At 50.5% G+C, this 21,283-nt stretch carries 25 protein-coding genes; 12 read left to right on the plus strand and 13 right to left on the minus strand.

Annotation, left to right across the window (positions count from 1 at the left end):
- The first annotated feature begins 450 nt into the window (after positions 1-450).
- Positions 451-1,107 carry a hypothetical protein gene (locus tag FH749_04500; protein ID MTI94738.1) on the plus strand — a complete coding sequence of 219 codons (657 nt, stop codon included), beginning with the start codon at positions 451-453 and terminating at the stop codon, positions 1,105-1,107.
- A gap of 262 nt (positions 1,108-1,369) precedes the next feature.
- Here the strand turns inward: FH749_04500 and FH749_04505 are convergent, their stop codons facing one another.
- From FH749_04505 to FH749_04535, 7 genes are all read right to left on the minus strand, one after another.
- Positions 1,370-2,581 carry a DUF3798 domain-containing protein gene (locus FH749_04505; GenBank protein MTI94739.1) on the minus strand — a complete coding sequence of 404 codons (1,212 nt, stop codon included), beginning with the start codon at positions 2,579-2,581 and terminating at the stop codon, positions 1,370-1,372.
- A gap of 31 nt (positions 2,582-2,612) precedes the next feature.
- Positions 2,613-3,794, minus strand: coding sequence for a DUF3798 domain-containing protein (locus FH749_04510; protein ID MTI94740.1), 1,182 nt, complete (start codon positions 3,792-3,794; stop codon positions 2,613-2,615).
- 36 nt (positions 3,795-3,830) lie between these two features.
- A complete protein-coding gene (locus FH749_04515) occupies positions 3,831-4,988 on the minus strand; it encodes a hypothetical protein (protein MTI94741.1) in 1,158 nt (385 codons plus the stop codon).
- Between the two features lie 106 nt (positions 4,989-5,094).
- Positions 5,095-5,640: a hypothetical protein gene (locus FH749_04520; protein MTI94742.1), complete on the minus strand. Its 546-nt coding sequence runs from the start codon at positions 5,638-5,640 to the stop codon at positions 5,095-5,097.
- A gap of 126 nt (positions 5,641-5,766) precedes the next feature.
- Complete coding sequence (locus FH749_04525; protein ID MTI94743.1) at positions 5,767-6,072, minus strand: DUF3798 domain-containing protein; 306 nt, start codon at positions 6,070-6,072, stop codon at positions 5,767-5,769.
- Positions 6,073-6,078: 6 nt separating this feature from the next.
- Positions 6,079-6,252, minus strand: coding sequence for a DUF3798 domain-containing protein (locus FH749_04530; GenBank protein ID MTI94744.1), 174 nt, complete (start codon positions 6,250-6,252; stop codon positions 6,079-6,081).
- Positions 6,253-6,276: 24 nt separating this feature from the next.
- Positions 6,277-6,804 carry a DUF3798 domain-containing protein gene (locus FH749_04535; GenBank protein MTI94745.1) on the minus strand — a complete coding sequence of 176 codons (528 nt, stop codon included), beginning with the start codon at positions 6,802-6,804 and terminating at the stop codon, positions 6,277-6,279.
- 459 nt (positions 6,805-7,263) lie between these two features.
- Here FH749_04535 and FH749_04540 point away from each other — a divergent pair, with 459 nt between their 5' ends.
- Positions 7,264-7,623 (plus strand): DUF805 domain-containing protein, encoded by a 360-nt coding sequence (locus FH749_04540; protein MTI94746.1) that lies wholly within the window; start codon positions 7,264-7,266, stop codon positions 7,621-7,623.
- 174 nt (positions 7,624-7,797) lie between these two features.
- Here the strand turns inward: FH749_04540 and FH749_04545 are convergent, their stop codons facing one another.
- Both FH749_04545 and FH749_04550 read right to left on the minus strand, forming a co-directional pair.
- Complete coding sequence (locus FH749_04545) at positions 7,798-8,199, minus strand: FtsX-like permease family protein (protein ID MTI94747.1); 402 nt, start codon at positions 8,197-8,199, stop codon at positions 7,798-7,800.
- 3 nt (positions 8,200-8,202) lie between these two features.
- Positions 8,203-8,844, minus strand: coding sequence for a hypothetical protein (locus tag FH749_04550; GenBank protein MTI94748.1), 642 nt, complete (start codon positions 8,842-8,844; stop codon positions 8,203-8,205).
- Here FH749_04550 and FH749_04555 point away from each other — a divergent pair.
- Entirely contained in the window at positions 8,828-9,505 is a 678-nt protein-coding gene (locus FH749_04555) for a hypothetical protein (protein ID MTI94749.1), read from the plus strand. The genes FH749_04550 and FH749_04555 overlap by 17 nt on opposite strands.
- A gap of 24 nt (positions 9,506-9,529) precedes the next feature.
- Here FH749_04555 and FH749_04560 read toward each other — a convergent pair whose 3' ends face one another.
- On the minus strand, positions 9,530-10,090 hold the full coding sequence (locus FH749_04560; GenBank protein ID MTI94750.1) for a hypothetical protein: 561 nt from the start codon (positions 10,088-10,090) through the stop codon (positions 9,530-9,532).
- Positions 10,091-10,295: 205 nt separating this feature from the next.
- On the opposite strand from FH749_04560, the gene FH749_04565 reads away from it, so the two are divergent.
- From FH749_04565 to FH749_04605, 9 genes are all read left to right on the plus strand, one after another.
- Positions 10,296-11,333 carry a hypothetical protein gene (locus FH749_04565; protein ID MTI94751.1) on the plus strand — a complete coding sequence of 346 codons (1,038 nt, stop codon included), beginning with the start codon at positions 10,296-10,298 and terminating at the stop codon, positions 11,331-11,333.
- Positions 11,334-11,453: 120 nt separating this feature from the next.
- Positions 11,454-12,386 carry a hypothetical protein gene (locus FH749_04570; GenBank protein ID MTI94752.1) on the plus strand — a complete coding sequence of 311 codons (933 nt, stop codon included), beginning with the start codon at positions 11,454-11,456 and terminating at the stop codon, positions 12,384-12,386.
- A gap of 51 nt (positions 12,387-12,437) precedes the next feature.
- Positions 12,438-12,818, plus strand: coding sequence for a PRD domain-containing protein (locus FH749_04575; GenBank protein MTI94753.1), 381 nt, complete (start codon positions 12,438-12,440; stop codon positions 12,816-12,818).
- Positions 12,819-12,907: 89 nt separating this feature from the next.
- Positions 12,908-13,270, plus strand: coding sequence for a DUF2620 family protein (locus FH749_04580; protein ID MTI94754.1), 363 nt, complete (start codon positions 12,908-12,910; stop codon positions 13,268-13,270).
- 11 nt (positions 13,271-13,281) lie between these two features.
- Positions 13,282-14,595 carry a hypothetical protein gene (locus tag FH749_04585; protein MTI94755.1) on the plus strand — a complete coding sequence of 438 codons (1,314 nt, stop codon included), beginning with the start codon at positions 13,282-13,284 and terminating at the stop codon, positions 14,593-14,595.
- A gap of 183 nt (positions 14,596-14,778) precedes the next feature.
- Positions 14,779-15,876 carry an aminotransferase class V-fold PLP-dependent enzyme gene (locus FH749_04590; GenBank protein ID MTI94756.1) on the plus strand — a complete coding sequence of 366 codons (1,098 nt, stop codon included), beginning with the start codon at positions 14,779-14,781 and terminating at the stop codon, positions 15,874-15,876.
- 32 nt (positions 15,877-15,908) lie between these two features.
- Entirely contained in the window at positions 15,909-16,823 is a 915-nt protein-coding gene (locus FH749_04595) for a phosphotriesterase-related protein (protein MTI94757.1), read from the plus strand.
- Between the two features lie 110 nt (positions 16,824-16,933).
- Complete coding sequence (locus FH749_04600) at positions 16,934-18,112, plus strand: YhfX family PLP-dependent enzyme (GenBank protein ID MTI94758.1); 1,179 nt, start codon at positions 16,934-16,936, stop codon at positions 18,110-18,112.
- The gene (locus tag FH749_04605; protein ID MTI94759.1) at positions 18,106-19,299 is read left to right on the plus strand and encodes a phosphopentomutase; all 1,194 of its coding nucleotides are present in this window, start codon (positions 18,106-18,108) and stop codon (positions 19,297-19,299) included. The genes FH749_04600 and FH749_04605 overlap by 7 nt, the downstream gene beginning before the upstream one ends.
- A 38-nt stretch (positions 19,300-19,337) precedes the next feature.
- Here FH749_04605 and FH749_04610 read toward each other — a convergent pair whose 3' ends face one another.
- From FH749_04610 to FH749_04620, 3 genes are all read right to left on the minus strand, one after another.
- Complete coding sequence (locus FH749_04610; GenBank protein ID MTI94760.1) at positions 19,338-19,871, minus strand: hypothetical protein; 534 nt, start codon at positions 19,869-19,871, stop codon at positions 19,338-19,340.
- 184 nt (positions 19,872-20,055) lie between these two features.
- Positions 20,056-20,619, minus strand: a complete 564-nt coding sequence (locus tag FH749_04615) for a hypothetical protein (GenBank protein MTI94761.1) — start codon at positions 20,617-20,619, stop codon at positions 20,056-20,058.
- Positions 20,620-20,815: 196 nt separating this feature from the next.
- Positions 20,816-21,220 (minus strand): hypothetical protein, encoded by a 405-nt coding sequence (locus FH749_04620; protein MTI94762.1) that lies wholly within the window; start codon positions 21,218-21,220, stop codon positions 20,816-20,818.
- Positions 21,221-21,283: the final 63 nt, after the last annotated feature.

The following is a 21,283-nucleotide window of genomic DNA, read 5'->3' on the forward strand; positions in this document are numbered from 1 at the left end:
TAGGTCGTAGGGATTCGGATGCTTCCGAACCCTGTTTAATTTAGTTCTACTTCATTTGGAGCTTTGTAAATGGAATTATTGCAGAAGAAGTTGTGGCTGCCTGAAAGCAGCCACTTTTTTAATGCTATTCTTGTTATCCGGTTACCTGGTGGCTGAGATTTAACCGCTTTACTCTCCTGAAGATCACTACCGGTGAAGGCGCCTGGGGGCAGACTCCATGTGGTTGAGAATGTGCATAATCTGCTCCTCCCTTGATGTTCTGATACTGTATTGCCCCAGAAACAGTTGGAAGTACTAGGACGTGTCTCGATTGCAAGAATAGTTGTAAAATTATTTATATTTCTAACGATACGTGTTACCATTTATTAACTGGGTTTTTGTTACACTTGCTGTCGTAAAATTCTTGGTGAGTAACTACCAGCAGGATTCGTATCATTGAGGGTGATATAAATGGGACTTCAAACAATAGCCCGGGGAAAAATTAATATTCTCCATATTTTGATGGTGGTAATCCTCGTTTTCACAGGATATTTTCTCTATACTTCCCGAACGGAGATTAGGGAGCGCTACCTAAACAGGGGCTTAATTACCGAGGTGAAAAAGGAGCACGGAGATTATCTAAAGTTGGATTATATCAGAATGGATGATGAACAAAAGCTTTGCAGTTTCACCTACGTAAGAAGAAAGGTGCACCCTGATGAGCCAGAACTATATAATCGGGTCCGAGAAACTGTAAACAGCTATCTTAAATCCAATCCCGATTTCTTCCTGAACGAGGGCTTTAAGATTGAGTTCATCATTAGGTATACAGGGAATAGCCCCCATATCGTATCTTTTGTAAACCACAACTATTCTGAAGATGCCCTGCTTTATGACGGATTGCATGGTGTTACGACTGAGGGCGAAGAGCCGTTCTACTATTTAACTGATCTTGCTCCCTTTAGTAAGGTCAAGACATTAAGGATTTACAGAGTGAGTATTGACGACCTATCAATTCTCAGTAATTTTGATGACCTTGAGCGGCTCATCTTATATGACGGCTTCAGTGAAAAAGACATTTTAGAAATAAGACAGATATTGCCTGACAGTATTATCGAGGTTAAATGAACTAAGTTCTAGAGTAACGTAATAAGTGCATTATAAAAACGGAGTGGCTTATCGACACTCCGTTTTTTCTCTCAGTGAAAGAATAATGCCAGAAATTGTTCAGTCGGATACAGATAACTGAGCGATCTGGTTGTGATTAACAAGCTGGTTAAATAAAGGCCAACGATCAGGCTAAGGACTGCCGCATAGGAAAAGTCCATATCCAGCAGGAGGTTGCCCAGGGTCATTCCGAGGGCGGCCAGCAGGGAGAGATAGCGTGTCGCTATCTGCCAAAGATAATGGGCTCAGACAGGTAGAGGTAATAATTATCGGTGCCGGGGTATTCGCTCAGTCCAACCGGGACACCGGAAATTTCTTCCATGATATTCAGCAGCGCCGCTTTGTTGTTGCGGTCTTCGATCTTGCCGTCAATCCAGTCGATGGCATAATAGGTGCCGGCCTGGACAAACAGCATGTTTGGCGGGATTGGCCAGGTTGCAATCCGGCCACCCCAGCCGTTTTCAAGCACCAGTTGGTTGACCTCCTGATGAATCCAGGGGATCTCGGCTTGCTTGTTCTCCGGGACTTCGATGCCCAGCGCTTCCGGCAGCCAGTAACTATAGCCAAAACCGGTGTCATGAGTCTGGGCCGGGAAGATGCCGCCATGTTCCATGGTTTGGGTTAGCATCGCTTCCAGCATAAAGAATCCGTTCCCAATTATCGCTGTGCTAGGTCCATAGTCGGCGATTTTTTTGGGAACATCCTCGCTGACAAAGCTCTGTATTTCCGTATATAGCCGGTCATGAGCTTGGGGTGTGCGTTCGGGACTGTCTACCGAGCCGGAGGCAGGGGTGGTTACTTCCACGAACTGTAAGCCCTGCGCTTCGGCGTTAAGTTTAAGCGCCTCAACCGAGTCCGGACTAACCCAGCTCGCGGGACGGGTGTAATGGACAATCGTCTCGGCGCCCATGGCGCGGGCGTTTTCAATGATTTTGGGCACGCGTCCCGAGTAATCTGTGGCGAGGGCGATGTCGCTGATGTGAGCTATACTTTGTTGGGTTTCTCCGGGAGAGCCGACGATAAACAGAAGGTCCGGGCGGATTTCTCTGGCGGTGCTAATAGCCAAGTACGTACCTGGTATACCCGGCGCGATGATAATTGCCTTGACCGCAGGATCCTCTGCCATCTCCGTGACCAGGTTCATGGTTGTTTCTTGTTCAGCCATATAGCGATTGGGCGGGCTGACGATGATGATATGTTCTTCACCAAACTCCGCCTGCATTTGTTTTGCCATAAAATAGGCCTGGCCGTCACTGCCTGCTTGCGTAAACGGGTTTTCGGCAATCATTTCCGGGCTGGTGGCCATGATGCCTAGCTTCCAATCGCCAGCCTGGTTCTGGTTAGTAGATGAACCACAGGCGACCAGTGGGAGTAACAGGACGGCAAATAGAAGAAACCCGAAGGATTTAAAGAGCCACTTTTTACGCTTTGACAATTCACTCACCTTTTTTCTGTTTAGTTTCTCTTTATTCACTCAAGATGACAGAGTCGAATAGGTACAAGTAGCAGTTGTCGGTGCCGGGATAATCTTGCATTTGGAGCGGCGCGCCGGCCACGTCTGTCATGATTGCCTGCAGCGCTTCCTTGTCGTTGCGGTCTTCGATTTTGCCGTCTAGCCAGTCCATGGCGTAGTATGTGCCGGCCTGGATGGACATAAGGTTTGGCGAAACCGGGCTGGTAGCGATGCGGCCGGCCATGCCCATTTCTGTTGCTTTGTCATTCACCTGGTCGAGAATCCAGGGTAAGTCGGCCTTTTGGCTCTCGGGCACGTCAACACCGAAAACGTCCGCAAGGATATGATATGTGGGCGAAAAATAGCCGGAGTCGTTGAGTCCCGGGAAGATGCCACCATTTATAATTACCTGGGTAAGCATTGGTTCCATCATCGCTTCGCTGGTGCCAAAAAACGCGGTGTCGGGGCCATACTCGGCAATTTTTTGTGGAACATCCTCGATGATAAAAGCCTGTAAGCCGTCTACTGTAATGTCTACAGGGTCGGCCGTTACTACTTCCACAAAATCCAGGCCCAGTTCTTCGGCCGTTTGCTTCATTAGCTTCAGGCGCTCCTCAATAATATCAACTGACATGTGACGGTCGAAGGAGTAGTGGACAAAGGTCCCTGCGCCCATTTTATGGGCTTGTTCTACTAGTTTAGGGCCGCGGGCAACTTCGTCGGGGTGGATGACAATATCGCTGGCGGCGACATCGTCAGGGTTATACATAGGGGAGGCGACGAAGAAGAATATATCTGGGTGCACAGCTCGTACTGCACTGATATAGTGATTTACGCCCACTATCCCGGGGGTGACGATAATCGCTTTAACACTGGGGTCTTCGACAATTTCCAGCAGCATTACCGTAGTGTCGGTGTAACTGGATTGCCACGACTCGTGGGGACTGGTGACAATAACTCTGTCGCCAAACTCGGCCTTCATTTGCTCGGCAATCGTGTGTTCCTCCCCCTCGCCTCTTCCGAAATCTACATGCGTGCTGGTGGCGAGGATGACAACTTTCGCTTCTTCGTCCTGGTCGCCGTTGTCATCTGGGAGTCGGTCCGGGTCATCTCCATCCTGGGGACTGCATGCCAGTAATGCTGTAAGGAAGATACAGAGGAGAACAGTTAGCGTCGTTTTGCCTTTAGGCAACATGTTCGATAACACTCCTTTTCAAGCCGAAGTAGTGGTTCACTCCTTATATTTATACTGAGAGTTGTAAGTAGAGAAGTTTGTTCCCGAACCCAGGGGCAGGGAGGGGCGAGGGGGTGCTGCTTCATTGGCGTAGATTAGTAGCTCGTCGCCCGCAATGAACAGGGCATCACGTGCGCCGTTCCCGGTGATATTCCCGGTCTGGAACAGATAGAAGTCGGTGTTGATGGCAATTAACGCGCTCTCTGCCTTTGCGTCCGTCTCTTGCTTGGGTACAAACAGCAGCTGATCTCGCCCGTTGTCAAGCCAGTTTGCCGGATGGGCGCGGTGACTGCCCCGCAGGGTGGCCAGGTGGACGCCTGTTTCGCTAAGGATCCAGCACTCCCCTGGCTCATCCATGGCAAGATGGGAAACATCTACCACAAGTTGCAGCTCATTCCGGTCAGGGAGCAATCTTGCCGCAGAAACTGTTTCGAAATGGCGCCCAGTTATTTCCCAGAGCTGCTTGCCGTTTCCGTCCAACATGGCAATACCGCCGGCATCACAGTAAGTAATGACAATGCGGGTGTTTTCCGGGTATTCTTGGTCCAGGCGCAGAACCTGGGCGCTGTCCAGATGGCCGCCAAACCAGAGCTTTACTGTATTTGACTCATACACCCAGCGAGTGCTGCCATCGTGATTGAGCAGGGCAAAGCCGGCAAGGATTTCGTCCCGGCCGTCGCCGTCCAGGTCAAAGGCCAGGGGCTGGTGGGCCAGCATATAGCCGCCCGGGTCCCGGACGGACCAGAGCAAATTGCCATCCTCGTCATAGACCCAGAGCCGGTGGTAGCGGTCCTTAATTAGTATATCTGTGGCCCGCTCTTTGCCGCTGACATTGACAAACATCAGCATGTCGCTGGCATGCTTGGGGATTGGCCAGCGGCGCAAAACTGTCCCCTGCCGGCCGTCCAGTTCAATCAGTTCCCGGTCGGTGAGCAAAATGACATTGTTTTCTTTGGTCCCCCGCCAGTCATAAATCTGGCAGGCCACGTCAAAGCTGCGGCCCTTCTTGCCCGCATTTGGGTCGCCCCAGCGCCAGAGGACAGTGCCGTCCAGCCGTTGGGCGCAGACGGTGGTCGTATGGTGATTGTCGAAGCGGTCGGCGTTCTGGGCGGTGACAAGCTCCACCTGGCCGTCACCGGTGAGATCTCCGGCCACAAGCCAATTGCCCCCGTATTCCGGGTCCAGCCGAATTCGTTTCCAGGGTGGGGGGTAAGGGGTGGATTTCCGGGTATGAAAGTCGTAAATGCCCGTTGCCCGGTCCTCAAAGTAATCCGGGGATTTGGGGGGGAGGGGTCCTCCATTTGGCTGTGCGGACTATGCGCAGCAGCCCAAGGGCAAGGAGCAGGGTTGTCAATGTTATGGTGTTTAAGGCTGCTAAGGTGTAGCCGCTCAGCTGCGGGCTTACAGTCAGGGTGTGGTAGAGGATGAGGGTGCCGGCAACCATGAGTAGAGAGAGCAGCCAGACGGCAGGTCTTCTTAGCAGTCGGCGCATAGGAATGCGCCAGTACATGTTATATGTCTCCAGGCCAAGAAATACATAGAGCGCGGTCCAAAGCAAAAATATTGGGAGAGGCAATACGCGCAGGAGCGTATTTAGTGCCGGAAGATCAAGCACTGCGGTTGTTACCACAAGTGCCGCCAGTATTGCTGCAACTAAAGATGTGATCAACAGGCTGATGGCCAGCCAGTTGGCGCGGATGCCGGTGGCCCGGGTGATGTAATTATTGATAATTGCCCAGATATTGCGTTTGAGCAGAAGGATAACAATGAATATAAGCAGGTAGGTGAGAATGAGGGCAGCACTCATCAGCTTAATCTCCTTGTGGTTCGGTTATGAGCATTAGTTTTCACCGAAAATGATTTGCCCCGATAGGTAGAGGTACCAGTTGTCGGTGTCAGGTTTTTCGCTCAGGTGAACCGGAACCTCGATGATTTATTCCATGATTTTTTGGAGTGCGTCCTTATCATTGCGCTCCTTAATGGCACTGGCAATCCAGGCCACGGCGTAGCGTGTGCCCGCCTCGACTACCAGCATATCCGGAGGCAGTGGCCAGGTGGCAATCCGTCCGGCGCCGCCCAGCTCAACAATTCGTTCATCGATTTGCGCCAACAGCCAAGGTGCGTCGCCACGACTTTCATCTAGTAAATTAATACCCAGGGCTTCCGGCATGATGTGGTAAATATCAGGACAACATTGGGCGGGAGAGATGCCGCCGTGCTCCAGTATTTGAAGAAGCAGCGGCTCTTACATGCCGCAGTTGGTGCCAAAGAACGCCGTGTTTGGTCCGTATTGGGCAAGTTTTTCCGGGACATCAGAGAGGATGAACTGTTGGGTGCCGGCGACGCCGGCATCTTCAACTGGGTCGGGAGCCTCCACCTCTAAAAAAGTGAGGCCAAGTTTTTCCGCCTTTTGCCGCATCAGGTCCCGCCGGGCTGCCAGCGTTTAAATCTCCATGTGGCGGGGGAAAGAATAGTGGACAAACACCTCTGTGCCCATTGCCACCGCCTGCTCAACAATCTGGTGGCCGCGACCCACGAAGTCGATGTCCATAACGATATCGCTGATGGCTGTGATTATATCTGGGTTTTCAAGGGGCGTGCCGAGGATAAAGAGGATATCGGGGCGGGCTTCCCGGGCCTTTGTCACCGCTTCTGCAACACCAGATACCGCCGTGGCAATGATAATTGCTTTGACATCCGGGTCATCGGCCATGCCTGCAATGGTTTCGTCGATATGGTCAAGGTTGGAAATCCAGCGGTCGATGCGGGTGCTGGCCAGCCAAATCCTTTCCTGGCCAAATTCTGCTTCGAGCGCTTTGGCACTCTGATACCCGGTGTCGTCTTCGAGGTCGGTTAAAGTTATGATGCCAAGTTTCCAGTTCTGCGGCGCTTTGCTACAGGCCGGGGTGACAAGCAACCCAATTATAAGCACAGAGATTAAAGTGGATTTCAACCATGGTTTAATCGACATAGTGCTTCACTCCAATCAAAATTGTGGACGGGAGTTGAACGAATTTTGTGTACAGTAATACATACTTCTAGTTTTGGTAGTGAATTCCTTTAATCCCTGCTGGTCAGACAGCGGAAAGACCACGCAGTGTTGACTTTAGTTGCTTTTTAATGGGGGGTTGGGCTTTGGCAAAGGAGTCCCAGTGTGATATCTCACCTTTCAGGGAGGTAGTAAAAAGCAAGCAAGCTTTACCATCTATTTGGGAGAGGATTTTCTTACGGGTAAAATTCGGAGGGATTCGTTAACTAAAATTAAAAAAATAAACAAAAAACTGACTACTTGAAGGTGTTAACGTATCGAACGCGAAATATTGTTAAGAGAAGCCAAACAACAGCCAGTTGGTTTTCGCGGTTATTTGTGCTTCACCTTGTGGGGAAGAATGTTTATATTGCTGGTGAGAAGAAAGAAAGGAGAGAGCTTATGAGTTGGTACATTGCAGTTCTGAAGAAGTATGCTGATTTCAACGGCAGGGCCAGAAGAATGGAATATTGGATGTTTGTTCTCTTTAATGTGATTTTTGCAATCGTGGCCGCAATTATTGATCAATTACTAGGAACTTATATGGTAATTTACGTGCTTTACATGTTAGCAGTTTTAATTCCCGGGTTGGCTGTTTTCGTTCGGAGATTGCACGATATTGGCAAAAGCGGATGGTGGTTTTTCATTTCCCTGGTTCCTATCATTGGGGGCATTTGGTTGCTAATTTTGCTTCTGACTGATAGTCAGCCGGGCACCAATGAATACGGAGCAAATCCAAAGGAAACGGGAGTCGCCGCCTAATAAGTGTTAGATATATAGGTTAGTTTGTATTTCTTCCCTGCAAAGATATGGTTTGGAGCAGATATCTGCGCCAAACCATGTTTTTTGCATTTCCTAGGGACAGGTACATTTAGTCGGCAATGAGGGCAAAAAGCATAAAAGAGTCCCCCGGCGATATGCAGGGGGACACTCGGTTTACTCAATTATCAGGTTTCTCGGGTTTAGGCCGAGGATGCGGCCCGAGGGCAGCCAGGCGCTGAGCAGTGCCACAGCCAGGCAGACAGGAATTACCGCCAGGGTTCCCCAGAGGGTGATGTCGAAGGGGAAGCTGACCAGACCCATATTGGTGAGCAGCACTCCCAGCATCCCTGGGGTGGTGGCCAGGGCCAGGGGCATGCCGATTGACACGCCGACGGCTGCCAGGAGCGCAACCTTCCAGACCATGGAGAGCCGGATCTGCAGCGGGGTCATCCCAAAGGCCTTGTAGATGCCGAAGGTCTTTTTGTCGCTGTAGATGCTAATCAAGGTTGCGTTAAAGGTAATAATCGAGGCAACGGCCATGAAAATGATGCTGAGGATTATCGCCACCAGAGCCATGTTCTAGGTTATCGCCGAGAAGTTGATCTCGCCACTCTCAGCTGCCGTGCGGACATTGTAGCTTTGGCCCAGTTGCTGCTGCATATCCCGAGCAAACTGAACCGGGTCGGCGTCTGCGTGCAATTTGACGGCGTAGGTATTGGCGTGAACGTCTGGGTTGACTTCCTGCAGGGCTGACTCCTGGATACGGAAGCCGAAGCCGCCTCCGTTCAGGGACTGGTAGATGCCGGTAATAAGGTAGGTGCGTCTTTCCCCTTCGATATAGACATCCACCGTGTCGCCCACGCTCTTGTTGTATTTCTCAGCGGTGAGCACCGAGATGGAGATTTCGTTTTCCCGCTCGGGATGACGGCCCTCCAGGTTGAGCATCTCGATGGCGTCCATGTCGCCGTGGTAGCTAAAGCCGATGACGTTGGTGGAGGCAATGCCGCCCTGGTCCGCGATGGCGGTCATTACTACATCTCGGGGCACGATTGCCCGAACCCGGTCATCTTTCTTGAGGGTGGACATGACCTGGTCGTGGCTTTCGCCGCCCTCCCGGGACACATAGACATCTGAGTTGTCGAAGCCCCAGAAGGCAAGGTTGTGGTTCAGGTTGAGTACCGAGTTGTAGGTGTTGAGGGAGAAGGTGAGCACAAAGGCCATGATTGCTGCCGCCGCTACCATGAACAGGGCGTGCCTTTTGCCGGTGAGGGTGTTTTTCACTGCCAGAAGCACTGAAACCGGAAGCGTTTTTAGGGTTGTGATATCGAAATGCTTTTTGACGTTGGAAAGGATGTTCGATGAGCTCGGGGCCTATTGGTTAGAAGTTGATAGAAGCAGCGGTACATCTGACACTAACCTAAGCGAGATAGAACAAGCAGCGCTGAGCGAGTATCTTGAGGAGAAGTTTCCCGAACGCTCTTTTTCTGAGAGCATACGTAGTGGCGATACAGAAAGCATAGAGGAAGCACTGAGAGAACGGGTTCGGCAGGAATTGTTGGAAGACTCATTTCTGATTCTCGGAGAACCGCCTGCATCTGCCAGCGATCAGGTGGAATGGGCTTTGTGGATAAGTGATTTAAGCAATTTCGCTGCCAATGTGGGATTGGGAGCCAAATACTATTATCCGGATGGCCCGGTGGTTTCTCATGGCGCTGAAATAACTGGCTACTTTTCAGTTGGAATAGACCCTGACCGCTACGATCAGGAGATTGTGGATGACATATATAGCATCATTTCTGAAAAAGCTGCGGAACATGATGTTGATGTTCCCGTTTTGTTCAGGTTCAGCGGTCCGCCCGAATTGCAGTCAAAAGCCCCATAGCGCATGCTACAGGGCTTTACCTTGTCAGGAGTTTTCGGGCTTTGCGATTGTAAAGGTGTATTGGAAGTATTTCGAACCCTCAAAAACGCCATCGATTTTAATCGTTACATCGTGGCCTTTGTAGGTCCACTTGCCTGCTTCTGTGTCTACGGTCTCAAAATCTTCTTGGTCTGTGGCCATTTGCGCGTAGTACGCAAGCATCTCATCAATTGTTGTATCTCCAGGCGCCAGCAACACCCATTGTGGATTACTTGCTAGACCAATGCTGTACAAATCGATTTCAACACCGGACCCAGGGTAGGCCAGCCAGGGTTCGGGCAGGGCCGAGGCGGCATCATCCAACTGAGCCAGGTAGTCATCTTCTGGGTCAAGGGCTTGATGCTCATCGCAGTCGGGGTCATCACAATCATTTTCACCATGATTCCCGTTGTTTTCGTCGACATCATCAACGTCACCATTGTTCTGCTCACTGCCATTGGCCGGAGGTTCATCCTGTGGCGGCGCTTCCGGAGCACTGACGCTACACCCGGCAATTAGGGCGAAAACAAGTATTAAAACAGCAATTAAATATGCTTTTTTTTGCACGCTTTTTCCTCCAGTCTATAGGGCATAGATATTGCTACTGCTGTTGTATATTCTGCATTCCTATCCCAATTTCCTCTGAGTATTTTACTATTAAATATTTGCCAGTAAAGCTGAGATGTCTTGAAGATGCTGCGTTGGCTGTACAGGCGTACAGTAGCAAATGGCAGCATTCTATTTTATTTTTTTCGAGGCTAAAGTATAATAAATTCAGCGTGAGCAAGGGGGAATAGTCGTGAATGAGGGAAAGCTCCGGGAAGCAATCAGTGTTTTCGTTGGCGAGATCACCGATATTGATTCTATTGGCACTGGCAATATATGCGACACATGGCTGGTTTCGGCGGGGAGGGGGAAGTATGTTGCCCGTCTGCGGCCAATCGGTTTTACTCGGGCGCATGTAGAAGCGGACCAACGCTTGCTATTATGGTTGGCTGAACGGGGCTTTCCGGTGGCTAGGGTTGTTTCTTCACCTTTTAGTTTCGTGGTATCGGTCGAGGGTCGTTGGCTTGAGGTGCAGGAATGGGTGAGCCACGATTCCGTCTATGGCGAAGATGATGATCAGTACCGGGACAAACTCCCCGAGCTGGCAAAATTGCAGGGTCAGTTCCACGCCCTGACTCAGGAATACCCGGAGCAGATAACCAAGCCTGAGCGCCTTGGGGCGACACCGATTGGTTTTATGGCTAAGTATTTTGAGGACCCAATCAAGGTTGGTATGGCCAGATATCGTCAGGTGGCGCCTGAAGACCGAAAGCTTATGCAGTTGGTGGCCTGGTTCGAAAAGCAACTGCTCAGCATTCGTGAGCAGATTTTGTCCGCCCTCCCGTCCCTACCGGAAGTGGTTAATCACAATGATTTTATTCTCGAGAATTTACTCTGGGAGCAGGACAAGGTTGCAGCTCTGATTGATTTTGATTTTGCCTGTAGTGGCCCTCACTATATTGATCTTGTAGAAGGGGTGCACGGGGCGGCTGTTTTCAACGGCAAAGAGCTCGTTCACTGGGGTATTGATAGCGATGGTTCCGTGCGATTTGAGGAGGGGCGTGCCTACCTAAATGCCTATTTCCAGGAGTTTTCATGTCCCGGCTTTGATTCGGAACTATTTGCCAAGTTTCTTCAGGCCAAAGTTATCAGCCTGAACTTTTATCCGGCGTTTGACTTCGCCGATACCGGTGTCAAGATGGCCGAGAATGCTCGACGGCTTCGTCTGCTTGTCGAGAATCTATCAGATAAACAGCTTTATTGACGGACAGGGGTGCCAGGACGGACAGGGGGACAGGTCCCTTGTCCGGTTTTTTTTCTTGCCAGTAGAGCGTTGATATGGTATAGTCAATATACAAATAAATGTACATTCAGGGTGGCTGCTATGACAGAATACAAGTCGGTTCTACTGTCCAAAAACGGTCGCGTGATTTTAGCGCTGGCCCGGGAGTTTCTTGCTTGTAAGCCCGGAGACCGGATTGGCACAGTGGAACATTATTCCCAAAAATATAATATCGGTCGGGGAACAGTGCAGTCGGCGCTTAAGTTTCTGCAGTCTATTGGGGCGGTGCACCTGGAATCTAGGGGGCATCTGGGTACTTACTTGGAGGGAATGTCCCATAAGAAACTCTGGGAAGTTGCAGACTACGGCGTAATTATGGCAGTTATGCCCTTGCCTTATTCCAAGCGCTATGAGGGGCTGGCTACAGGTCTGTTCATGGCCTTTGAGGAAGCAGACTTGCCCTTTAGTCTCGCCTTTATGCGAGGCGCCAGCAAACGGCTGGAGGCGCTGGAGCTTGGGAAGTATAACCTGGCTGTGCTTTCCAAGCTGGCGGCCCGGCTGGAGATTCAGAAGGGCACGCCGATTGAGATAATCCATGAGTTTGGCGTGCAAAGCTATGTTAGCGATCACGTTGTCATCTTTCGTGACGATGCCCGGGAGCAGATTGAGCCGGGGATGCGGGTGGCGGTTGACCCGGCGTCGGTGGACCAGACGATTCTCACCTGTTATGAATGTGAAGGCATAGAGGTTGACTATGTGGAAACCTCCTATGCCCAGATTTTACACAAGCTGGCCGAAAACCAGATTGATGCCGCGGTTTGGAATTTGGACGAAGTAGTGGAGCGCAAGCTGAATTACCAGCCACTCAGGAACCGTAAATCCCAGGAGGTGGCCCGGGAGGACACAACGGCGGTGCTGGCGGTGCATCGGGATGAGAAGGTGCTGGGCAATGTGCTCAGGCGCTTGGTGAATATGGAGGGAATTGAGGCAATTCAGCGCCAGGTAATTTCAGGCGAGTTGATTCCATCGTATTAAGGATTTTTTATTGAAGCAATATACAGCGAACAGTATATTGGAGGGTTGAGTATGGATAGTAATTTGGCAAAAAGACTTGAAATTCTAAAACATGCTGGTGAAATCGATGTTAAGATTCACGATTCTGTGCAATATTTCCTTGGAATACTGGAGCAAAAGTACGACATTCAATTGACGGCCCACAATGGAGCTGCGTTGGTGACTCATCTGGCGATGGCGCTCGCGAGAATTGATAAAGGCAAAGATGTTCAAGGAATGTCATCACAGCTTATGTCAGAGGTAGAAAAAAGCAAGTACTATAATGATTTAACACCGTTGATTGTAGAACTTGAACGACATAGCGGACTGGTAATTCCTGATTCAGAGCAAGGGTATTTGGCGCTTCATCTTGCTAGTCTGCTCGAAAATATCAAAGGGGGCGAGAATGAATAATCTGTCGCCATGCAAACGGGGAGTTGTTGCAATCGAATCTTTGTGCAGGGAAGGTACAGTAGGAGCAAATAAAGCCTAGGAGGATAGCTATGATAAAAATCGTTGTCGGAGGCCAAATGGATAAAAATAACATCGCCGAATTGCTTGAGCGTCACGGGCAAGACCAGGTAGAGGTAAGTATAAAAAGTGACATAGAGGCAGCACTAGCTGTAAAAAACAATCAGGCAGATTATTATTTTGGTGCTTGTGCGACTGGTGCAGGAGGCGCCTTGGCTATGGCTATTGGATTATTGGGCGCTCAATATAGTCTTTCCGTCAGTATGCCGGGCAAAATTATCGCTGAAAATGAAATTCGTGAGGGGGTGAGGAATGGCAAAAAGGCATTTGGGTTTGTCAATACCGATGCTGAGAAGGTTGTACCCGTTATAATCGATGAGATTCTAAAGAAATAGGGGGAAGAATGATGGCTTACGATATTAATGTGCTAACTATTGTTGTAATGGCGGCATTGGGAGCAATTTGTGCTTACCTTGCCAACCAGAACCTGGCAGTATTTCACGATGGGTTGCGTCCTGTCTATACTCAGTACCTCAACGGTGCGATGGACAGAAAAACCTTATTTGCTACAAGTTTTGCTTTATCAATCGGTCTGGTCGTTGGGTTTGGAATACCCACCTCAATTGCCGGCACAATTATTATTGTTCATACGGTCATGTTATCTTGTGATATGATTGGAACCCTGTTCCAGGAGAAGACCGGAAAATGGCTGGCAACGGCGGTCGGTGCCCTGTTTGCTGTAGCATTGTTGTTTGGCATGCAAACTATTATGAATTTGTTTGAAGTACTGCCAATCAATTTCACAGACGATTTAAGCAGCGTTGGAGCTTTGATTATTGTTGCTTTTTCAGTTTTCCCGGCACTGGCTGTTGCCTATCAGGCAGGATTTAAGAGCGGTGCAGTAGTTCTATTGCTGACCATGCTTGTTAAGCAAGTTACTGTAGTTTATGGTAGTTTTACATTTAATTCAGTAAACGTAGCTCTGAACCCTGATGGAATGGCTCTCTTATTTGCAATTCTTGCAATGGTGTTTGTGGCCGCCAGGAGTTCCAAAGGTGAAGGATCTGAAACAGCCGATGCTTTTGCAATATTCTCAGCAAATATTGATCGCATTAAACAGAACATTTTTATTCTCGGAATTAGTGGCGGTATCGTAGCTATTGCAACAACACTGCTTCTGATTGCAGAGGGCCCTGCTTCTCTGGTGCTTACGGTTGAAGGGCAATATAATGAGGCCGCGATGGTCGCACTCGGGAGGGCTATGGGCTTTATTCCCCTGGTCATGACCACTGCAATTGTTTCGGGCGTCTACTCGCCCGCAGGTACCAAGATGGTCCATATCCCCGCTATTCTTTTAATCAACGCAGGGATCATGGGATTAGTCGGTTCTTTTGTGATTGGTGCTTTGATAATGGTAATCGAAGTGCTGCTCCTTGGTTTTATTGCCAGAGGTTTGGACAAGTTCCCCGGCATGAAAGAACTTGGTGATAATACACGGACTGCAATGTCCAAGGTGTTGGATATCGCTCTGCTGGTTGGTGGTATGTTGGCGGCCAACGCAATTGCCCCAACTTTGGGTTACATTTGGGTAATCGGGTTGCATTTCCTTAATCAGTCTTCACCAAAGCCAATTCCTTCAATGGCAGTTGGACCTCTTGGTGCGATTACCATTGGCTTGCTCGTCAACGTATTGCATTTAATCGGGTTATTCCCGCAATAACCGATTTGGATGGGGGGGGGACCCCCATCCAGCCTAATTATTACTAACTTTGCCAATACCTGAACGTAGGTTCTGAAGAATTCGATTTCCAATGATATGTGCTCCAGGCCTGCGTAAAGTTTCATATAGGTTAGACTATAGGCAACCGTTTAACGTTGCCAATGTATGGAGGGAGGCATTATTTTGAGAACGTATCCGCTTCACAGTATAGATGTTGAACAGGCTAAGCAATTGCAGTTCAAACTGGTGGATGTGATACATCGGAATTTTAGTGGTGAGGAGTTTTTACAGGCCGGTGATTATGGAGTCGTTCCCGGTTTGGGGAAACCGCAGCAGACAGTTAAAGTGGAAAAAGTGCTTGCAGATTTCTTTGATTGTGAGGCGGCAATATTGGTAAGGGGCGCGGGAACAGGAGCCATCAGGAATGTTTTCCACGCTGTTGTAAAGCCCAATCAGAGAATAATAGTTCATCAAGCCCCTGTCTACCCATCTACCAAGGTGATAATCCACTCTATGGGGTTAAAGCAGGTCCCCTTAGACTTCAATGACATTAACTCCTTTGACGAAGAACTAATTAAGTCATCAGACTTTGCCCTGATTCAATACTCACGACAGCAGCTCAACGACAGTTATAATATGAAAATTGTGATTGATAGATTAAAGGCGATTAACAAAGATATTATTATTCTTACCGATGATAACTATGTTGCGATGAAAACCGCAAAAATTGGCGCCCAATTAGGGGCGGATGTTTCAGCATTTTCTCTGTTTAAGCTATTAGGCCCTGAGGGTATAGGGTGTGTTGTAGGTTCGCGGAGAATAATTAATAGAATCAAGGAGCTCAATTATTCAGGAGGCAGTCAAGTTCAGGGGGCCGAGGCGATGGAGGCGCTGAGAGCATTGGTCTATGCGCCAGTAGCCTTGGCTATTCAAGCGGAGGAAGGCAATAAGATTGTGGACAGGTTGAAATCTGGCGAGGTGTCGGGAGTCAAAACCGCGTACATCGCCAATGCCCAATCACGAGTTATTCTGGTGGAATTTGAGCGGCCTGTGGCAAAGAAAGTGCTACAGAATTGTAATCAGCTTGGTGGCGCGCCTCATCCCGTGGGGGCTGAGTCTAAATACGAAGTGACTGCTATGTTCTATCGGGTCTCTGGTACTTTTTTGGAAAAAGACCCCGGCCTTGCAGATCGGATGATTAGGATTAACCCCATGCGTGCAGGGGCGGACACAGTGATAAGAGTTCTAAGCGAGGCCTTGGAGCAGTTAGGTGTGTGTTAATTACAATATCCCGTTAATGAGAGGTAGGTTGAATGTATATACAAACTGTGCAGGGTTGGAAAGAAGCTGATGAGCTTGGCAAAACCTACTGCCATGAACATTTGCAACTAGATCTATCTGGCCAAAAGCAGGACCCGGACACCAACTTCGACGACCTAGAGGCAGTGATCGCGGAGTGCTCGCGTCTGGCCGACCGGGGTCTTGGCGCGCTGGTGGAAGTGACCAATCGGGGCATGGGCCGCAATGTGGCGGCAATGCAGCGGGTAAGCAGTGAGACCGGTATCCATGTAATTGCTTCCACCGGATTTTACAAAGAACCGTATCTGCCAGACTATTTCTATACTGAGACAGAGGCGGCCCTGGTCAGAATGTTGCTCACCGATATCCTGGAAGGGATGGACGGCACTGGTGTGAGGGCCCATGTCATAGGCGAGGTGGGCACCAGCAGAGATCAGATCACTGACGAAGAGCGCCGGCTCTTCCGGGTGGCTGCTGCTGCTCATTGTGAGACGGGGCATCCTGTCTACACTCATACCACCCTGGGCACAATGGCCCTGGAGCAGCTGGCCCTGTTGAAGGAGCGGGGAGTGGACCTGACCCGGGTGGCAATTGGCCACTTGGACTTAGCTTGCGACCGGGAGTACCATCTCCGGATTGCCGATCAGGGATGCTTTCTTGCCTTTGATACCATTGGCAAGCTCAATTACGAGCGTGATGAAGCCCGGGCTGAGCATCTGCGAGCCCTGTTTGACCGCGGCCATGGCGGGCAGATTCTCCTGTCCCAGGATGTTACTCGCAAATCTCATTTGGAGAAGAACGGCGGCATTGGCTACAGTTATCTGCTGGATAAATTCGTGCCGCTGTTGCAGGAATACAGGTTTACCGACAGCGACTTGGAGCAGGTGCTTGTCACCAACCCGGGTAAATTCCTGGCCGTGAGCAGGTGATGCAGCATCCTCTGCTAACGGGCTGACCATCGACCGGGTACAGCAATGCAGTGGTGGATATTAGTCGAACGAGGTTTTGAGTTCCATTGACAGATAGGTGGTGACAGTGAATGTTTCTGGAAGCGACAATGAAGAGAAATCCCCGGCTGATGGAGGCAGCGGTTAGACTGCACCGGGATGGGCATATCCGGCCCAACACCTATGTCATCGACATGGATGCCCTGCGCCAGAATGTGCGGGGACTGGTGCAGGCTGCGCGGCAGTCCGGGCTTGAACTATATATGATGACCAAGCAGGTGGGGCGGAATCCGGCAATTGCCCAGGAGATTGCCGCCTGTGGGATCGAAAAGGCCGTGGCCGTGGACCCTTGGGAGGCATTGACACTGGCTAAGGCAGGCATTCGGCTTGGTAACGTTGGCCATCTGGTGCAAATTCCCTCCGGCATGCTGCGGGAGATTATTACCCAGCGGCCGGAGGTAATTACCCTTTTTTCTGTAGCCAAGGCCAGGGAAGTGAGCGCTGTTGCCGCCGAACTGGGGGTTACGCAGAAGGTCCTGATGAAGGTTGTCGGCCCTGAAGACATGATTTATGAGGGGCAGACCGGCGGTTTCCCGGAGGCGGAGCTTGTGGCTGCGGCCCAGGAGATTGGCGCCCTGCCCAACCTCCAGATTGCCGGGGTGACGGCGTTCCCCTGTCTACTCTATGATGCCGAGGCAGCGGAATTTGCCAAGACACCCAACTTCGCCACCGTACTTAGGGCGGCGGAAAGCCTGCGCCAGGAATTGAATCTGGAGATTGAGCAGGTCAACACTCCCAGCGGCACATCGATTGCCACGCTGCCCATTCTGGCGGAAACAGGCGCTACCCACGGTGAGCCCGGCCATTCTTTTACCGGCACAACCCCCTCCCATGCCAATCGGGATTTGCCGGAGTTGCCGGCAATGGTCTATGTGACCGAGGTCTCCCATATCTACGACAATCTGGCATATGTTTATGGCGGCGGCTTCTATCGACGCTCAAATATGAGGCAGGCGGCTGTGGGAAAAGGATGGCCGGAAATGGCCGCTAATATCCTTGCGGTGCGAGAGATTGCCCCCGAGGCCATCGATTACCATGGCGTGCTCAGTCTGGAGTCGGGACGTGCCCAGGTGGGCGATACCGCTATCTATTCCTTCCGCACCCAGATTTTTGTCACCCGGGCGGAGGTGGCCCTGGTGTACGGAATCAGCAAGGGAGAGCCGAAGCTTGCGGGGATTTACGACAGTCTGGGTAGGGAAAGCCAATGGTAAAGAAGCGAGTGCTATTATTGGTTGTCGACAGTCTTGGCGTCGGCCATATGGCTGATGTCCGGGAGGTTCGCCCCCAGGACGAGGGCGCCAATACCCTGGGCCACATTCTCGAACAGCTGCCCAATCTGCGAATCCCCAATCTGCTAGCGCTGGGCGCCGGTAAATTGCTTGGGGACAACACGCCGGCGCGGGGTGTCTACGGAAAGTTGAACTTGCAGCATCAGGGCGCCGACAGCTATATGGGTCACCAGGAGCTGATGGGATCCCGGCCCCAAAAGCCACTACTCGTGCCCTTTGAAAATGTAATTGATGAAGTGAAGGCCGGCCTGGAGGCAGCCGGTTTTACGGCCGAGATTCCCGAACCCCAATTACCCTACCTGCTGGTGGAGGGTTTGGTGGTCGTGGCGGACAATATCGAGACCGATTACGGACAAATCTATAATGTCTCGGCGTCGCTGACCGAGATTAGCTTCGAACATGTGCTGGCGATTGGACGCAAGGTCCGAGAGCTGGTCCAGGTGAACCGGGTAATTGCCCTGGGCGGTATGGTCAGCCCGGAGCAGCTAAGGGCAAGCATTGAGCGGCGGGATGATGGCTTGGTCGGTGTGAACTCGCCTCGCTCCGGCGTCTATGGGTCCGGCTACCGGGTCCGGCATCTGGGGCTGGGGATTGACCCCTCCCAACAGCTGCCGGCCCTGCTGGCGGAAAAAGGTTGCCAGGTCAGCCTGATAGGTAAGATGCAGGATGTGATCGAGGCGGAGCAGGCACAAAAGCTTCCGGCGGTGGAGACGGATTTGGTTCTGTCCTTGGCGGAGGAACAATTTCAGGCTATTGAGTGCGGTTTAGTGGCGGCCACGGTCCAGGAGACAGACCTGGCCGGCCATGCCCAGGATGTGGAGCGCTATGGACGCAAGCTGGAGCTGGTGGACGTTTTTCTCGGCAGGTTTATGGAGCAGATGAATGCAGGCGATGCGCTCTTTGTGACCGGCGACCACGGCAACGACCCGACCATCGGCCACAGCCAGCACACCCGGGAGAAGACACCGCTATTGGCATATAGCACACAGTTCCGGGCGGCAGGCATCGGCGAGCGGACGACCCTCTCGGATATAGCGGCAACAATTGCCGCATACTTCGCCAGTAGGCCCCCGGCCAACGGCAGGAGCTTCCTCGGCGATATAACGTAAAATATTAACGGGCGGCCACTGGCCGCCCGTTAATATTGTTAATCTATATCTTCCTCAAAGAACACTTGTATCTGAACATAGTCAGGATCGTTATACCACAAATCTGTTTCAATCATTACCGCAAATCCATTCCACAACCAGTTGCCGCCAATTCCATGCCAGGTTTCCACCATTTCAAAACTACCTTGGGCCTCGGCTACTTCCAGATAGTAATCGATTACTTCTTCCCGGGTGGTTCCGCCGGGAGCAACAAGTGTCCAGCCCGGATAATCACTGTTCCAAGGTGGCTCATGCCAGGCAGCGTCCACTGCAGAACCGGGGTATGCCAGCCAGGGGTCTGGTAATTCATCAGCGGCGTCCGCCTGATACCCTTCAGGCAAGCCGTCGGCATGACCATTATCACCATTACCGTTGTCGTCATCGACAGGTCCAGGTTCATTTACACCGTTATCTACACCGTTATCAGGCCCATCAGCATCATTGCCATCATCCACCGGAGCGCCGCCACACCCTACAGCCAACACAAGCACTAGCAAAATAAGGCCCGCGACATATAATCTACGCTTATACATAGCCCATTCCTCCTAAATCAAGATTATATCATCATTATTAGATTTCTCGTTTAATTATCAAAACCCTTTTAATTAATAATTTTATGAACCTTTGTTGCTGCATTGGCCACCACTGGCGACTACTCTAATTCTTATAAGAAAACAGTGTTATCTCTTTAGGTAAGCTCTTCGCGTAGCGGCTTGGCTATTCCTGGCTAAACAATTGCACAACAAATTCATCTTCTGTCAGACTCAGGCTGTCATCTTTGAGATATAGAAACGGCTCATCTATATCTCGCTGTCCGGGCAGGTAGTCACTAAGTGAACCCTCATGGGATCCGCAAAGGACGTAGGCGCCTGTCAGGTCTTCTATTGGGTTGATACTTTTTGTAGCCAGAAAAAATTCCTCCGGATCATCAACTTCAATGTTCAGGTCCATGTTAATATAAATAGTTTCTCTGTATAGGCTCTCTCGTGCGCGCAATTTCGGCCTCCGCCTAGGGATAGAAACAAATCCATTTCTATCTGTCGTGAGCCTTTCTACATAGACCGATCGGTATTTGGTGGATTGCAGGGTGGGGATGCCCAGGAAATGGGGGTTTTGGGCCGACTGTAAACGGTAATACACAACAGCGTTGGATACCGGCTCCATTGTTTCATCAGCCAAAACCTGAATTGTCAGCGGTCGCACTTCATTTGTCCATAATGGTATGTGATACGCGCTAGCCACAATCAGCAGGCCTGTCGCTGCCAAAATCAGTTTCTTCATTCGGCGTAATCCTCAATCAGCAGAGAAATAATTCGCACCCGGCGCTGGCTGTTTATGAGATTCTCCCGTGTATATGAGCTCAGTTCCTCATTCAATTGGCCGCCAGAAAGAAAGTAGGCCAGCATAACTGGTTCTCCCACCGTGAGATCTTGAGCGGGTAACTCCAGGGTTGCTACGCCGGAAGTCGGATCCTCGGTTAAGATGCCTCTGTTGTGGAGCATGGTTTTGCCATTAGTCGACCCCGCCTGAAAGTAAAACTGCCATAAGAAGTCCGATTCAGCGGTATCCAGGCGATTGAAGGAAAGGTGTAGACGACCAATGAAATCAAAATCGGGGTCATTGCTGGTATAGGGATTGTGATTTTCTCATAAAAAGCAAGTCGTTCCACATGCTTGCCGTCTTCGTAGGTGTCCATCCACACTGACAGCTGTTTGGGATTGTCCAAGGGTATGTTTAGGTCATAAGTAATTGCCATGTCGTTAAAATTTTGAGTGGTTTCTAGTACGGAGTCATCAACGGGCATGATATGATAGGTATCTTGGGCGCAACCAGCAAAAGCTATGGACAATAATATAGCGAGCAGCAAGGAAAAGTTCCTCATTCCGGACCTCCTTTGATAAATTGACCCATTATTTGGTCTTTTATGGTATAATATACCAGCCAT

Source organism: Bacillota bacterium, assembly GCA_009711825.1.
In the GTDB taxonomy this organism is placed as follows: Bacteria; Bacillota; Proteinivoracia; order UBA4975; family VEMY01; genus VEMY01.

Bases quoted from the DNA above. Each gene is read 5' to 3' on its own strand.
- FH749_04620 (MTI94762.1), bottom strand. From the start codon at position 21,220: ATGAGGAACTTTTCCTTGCTGCTCGCTATATTATTGTCCATAGCTTTT.
- FH749_04605 (MTI94759.1), top strand. From the start codon at position 18,106: ATGGTAAAGAAGCGAGTGCTATTATTGGTTGTCGACAGTCTTGGCGTC.
- FH749_04585 (MTI94755.1), top strand. From the start codon at position 13,282: ATGGCTTACGATATTAATGTGCTAACTATTGTTGTAATGGCGGCATTG.
- FH749_04510 (MTI94740.1), bottom strand. From the start codon at position 3,794: ATGTTGCCTAAAGGCAAAACGACGCTAACTGTTCTCCTCTGTATCTTC.
- FH749_04530 (MTI94744.1), bottom strand. From the start codon at position 6,252: ATGCGGCAAAAGGCGGAAAAACTTGGCCTCACTTTTTTAGAGGTGGAG.
- FH749_04580 (MTI94754.1), top strand. From the start codon at position 12,908: ATGATAAAAATCGTTGTCGGAGGCCAAATGGATAAAAATAACATCGCC.
- FH749_04610 (MTI94760.1), bottom strand. From the start codon at position 19,871: ATGTATAAGCGTAGATTATATGTCGCGGGCCTTATTTTGCTAGTGCTT.
- FH749_04600 (MTI94758.1), top strand. From the start codon at position 16,934: ATGTTTCTGGAAGCGACAATGAAGAGAAATCCCCGGCTGATGGAGGCA.
- FH749_04520 (MTI94742.1), bottom strand. From the start codon at position 5,640: ATGAGTGCTGCCCTCATTCTCACCTACCTGCTTATATTCATTGTTATC.
- FH749_04545 (MTI94747.1), bottom strand. From the start codon at position 8,199: ATGGCTCTGGTGGCGATAATCCTCAGCATCATTTTCATGGCCGTTGCC.
- FH749_04615 (MTI94761.1), bottom strand. From the start codon at position 20,619: ATGAAGAAACTGATTTTGGCAGCGACAGGCCTGCTGATTGTGGCTAGC.
- FH749_04500 (MTI94738.1), top strand. From the start codon at position 451: ATGGGACTTCAAACAATAGCCCGGGGAAAAATTAATATTCTCCATATT.
- FH749_04570 (MTI94752.1), top strand. From the start codon at position 11,454: ATGACAGAATACAAGTCGGTTCTACTGTCCAAAAACGGTCGCGTGATT.
- FH749_04575 (MTI94753.1), top strand. From the start codon at position 12,438: ATGGATAGTAATTTGGCAAAAAGACTTGAAATTCTAAAACATGCTGGT.
- FH749_04535 (MTI94745.1), bottom strand. From the start codon at position 6,804: ATGTCGATTAAACCATGGTTGAAATCCACTTTAATCTCTGTGCTTATA.
- FH749_04595 (MTI94757.1), top strand. From the start codon at position 15,909: ATGTATATACAAACTGTGCAGGGTTGGAAAGAAGCTGATGAGCTTGGC.
- FH749_04550 (MTI94748.1), bottom strand. From the start codon at position 8,844: ATGGCCTTTGTGCTCACCTTCTCCCTCAACACCTACAACTCGGTACTC.
- FH749_04540 (MTI94746.1), top strand. From the start codon at position 7,264: ATGAGTTGGTACATTGCAGTTCTGAAGAAGTATGCTGATTTCAACGGC.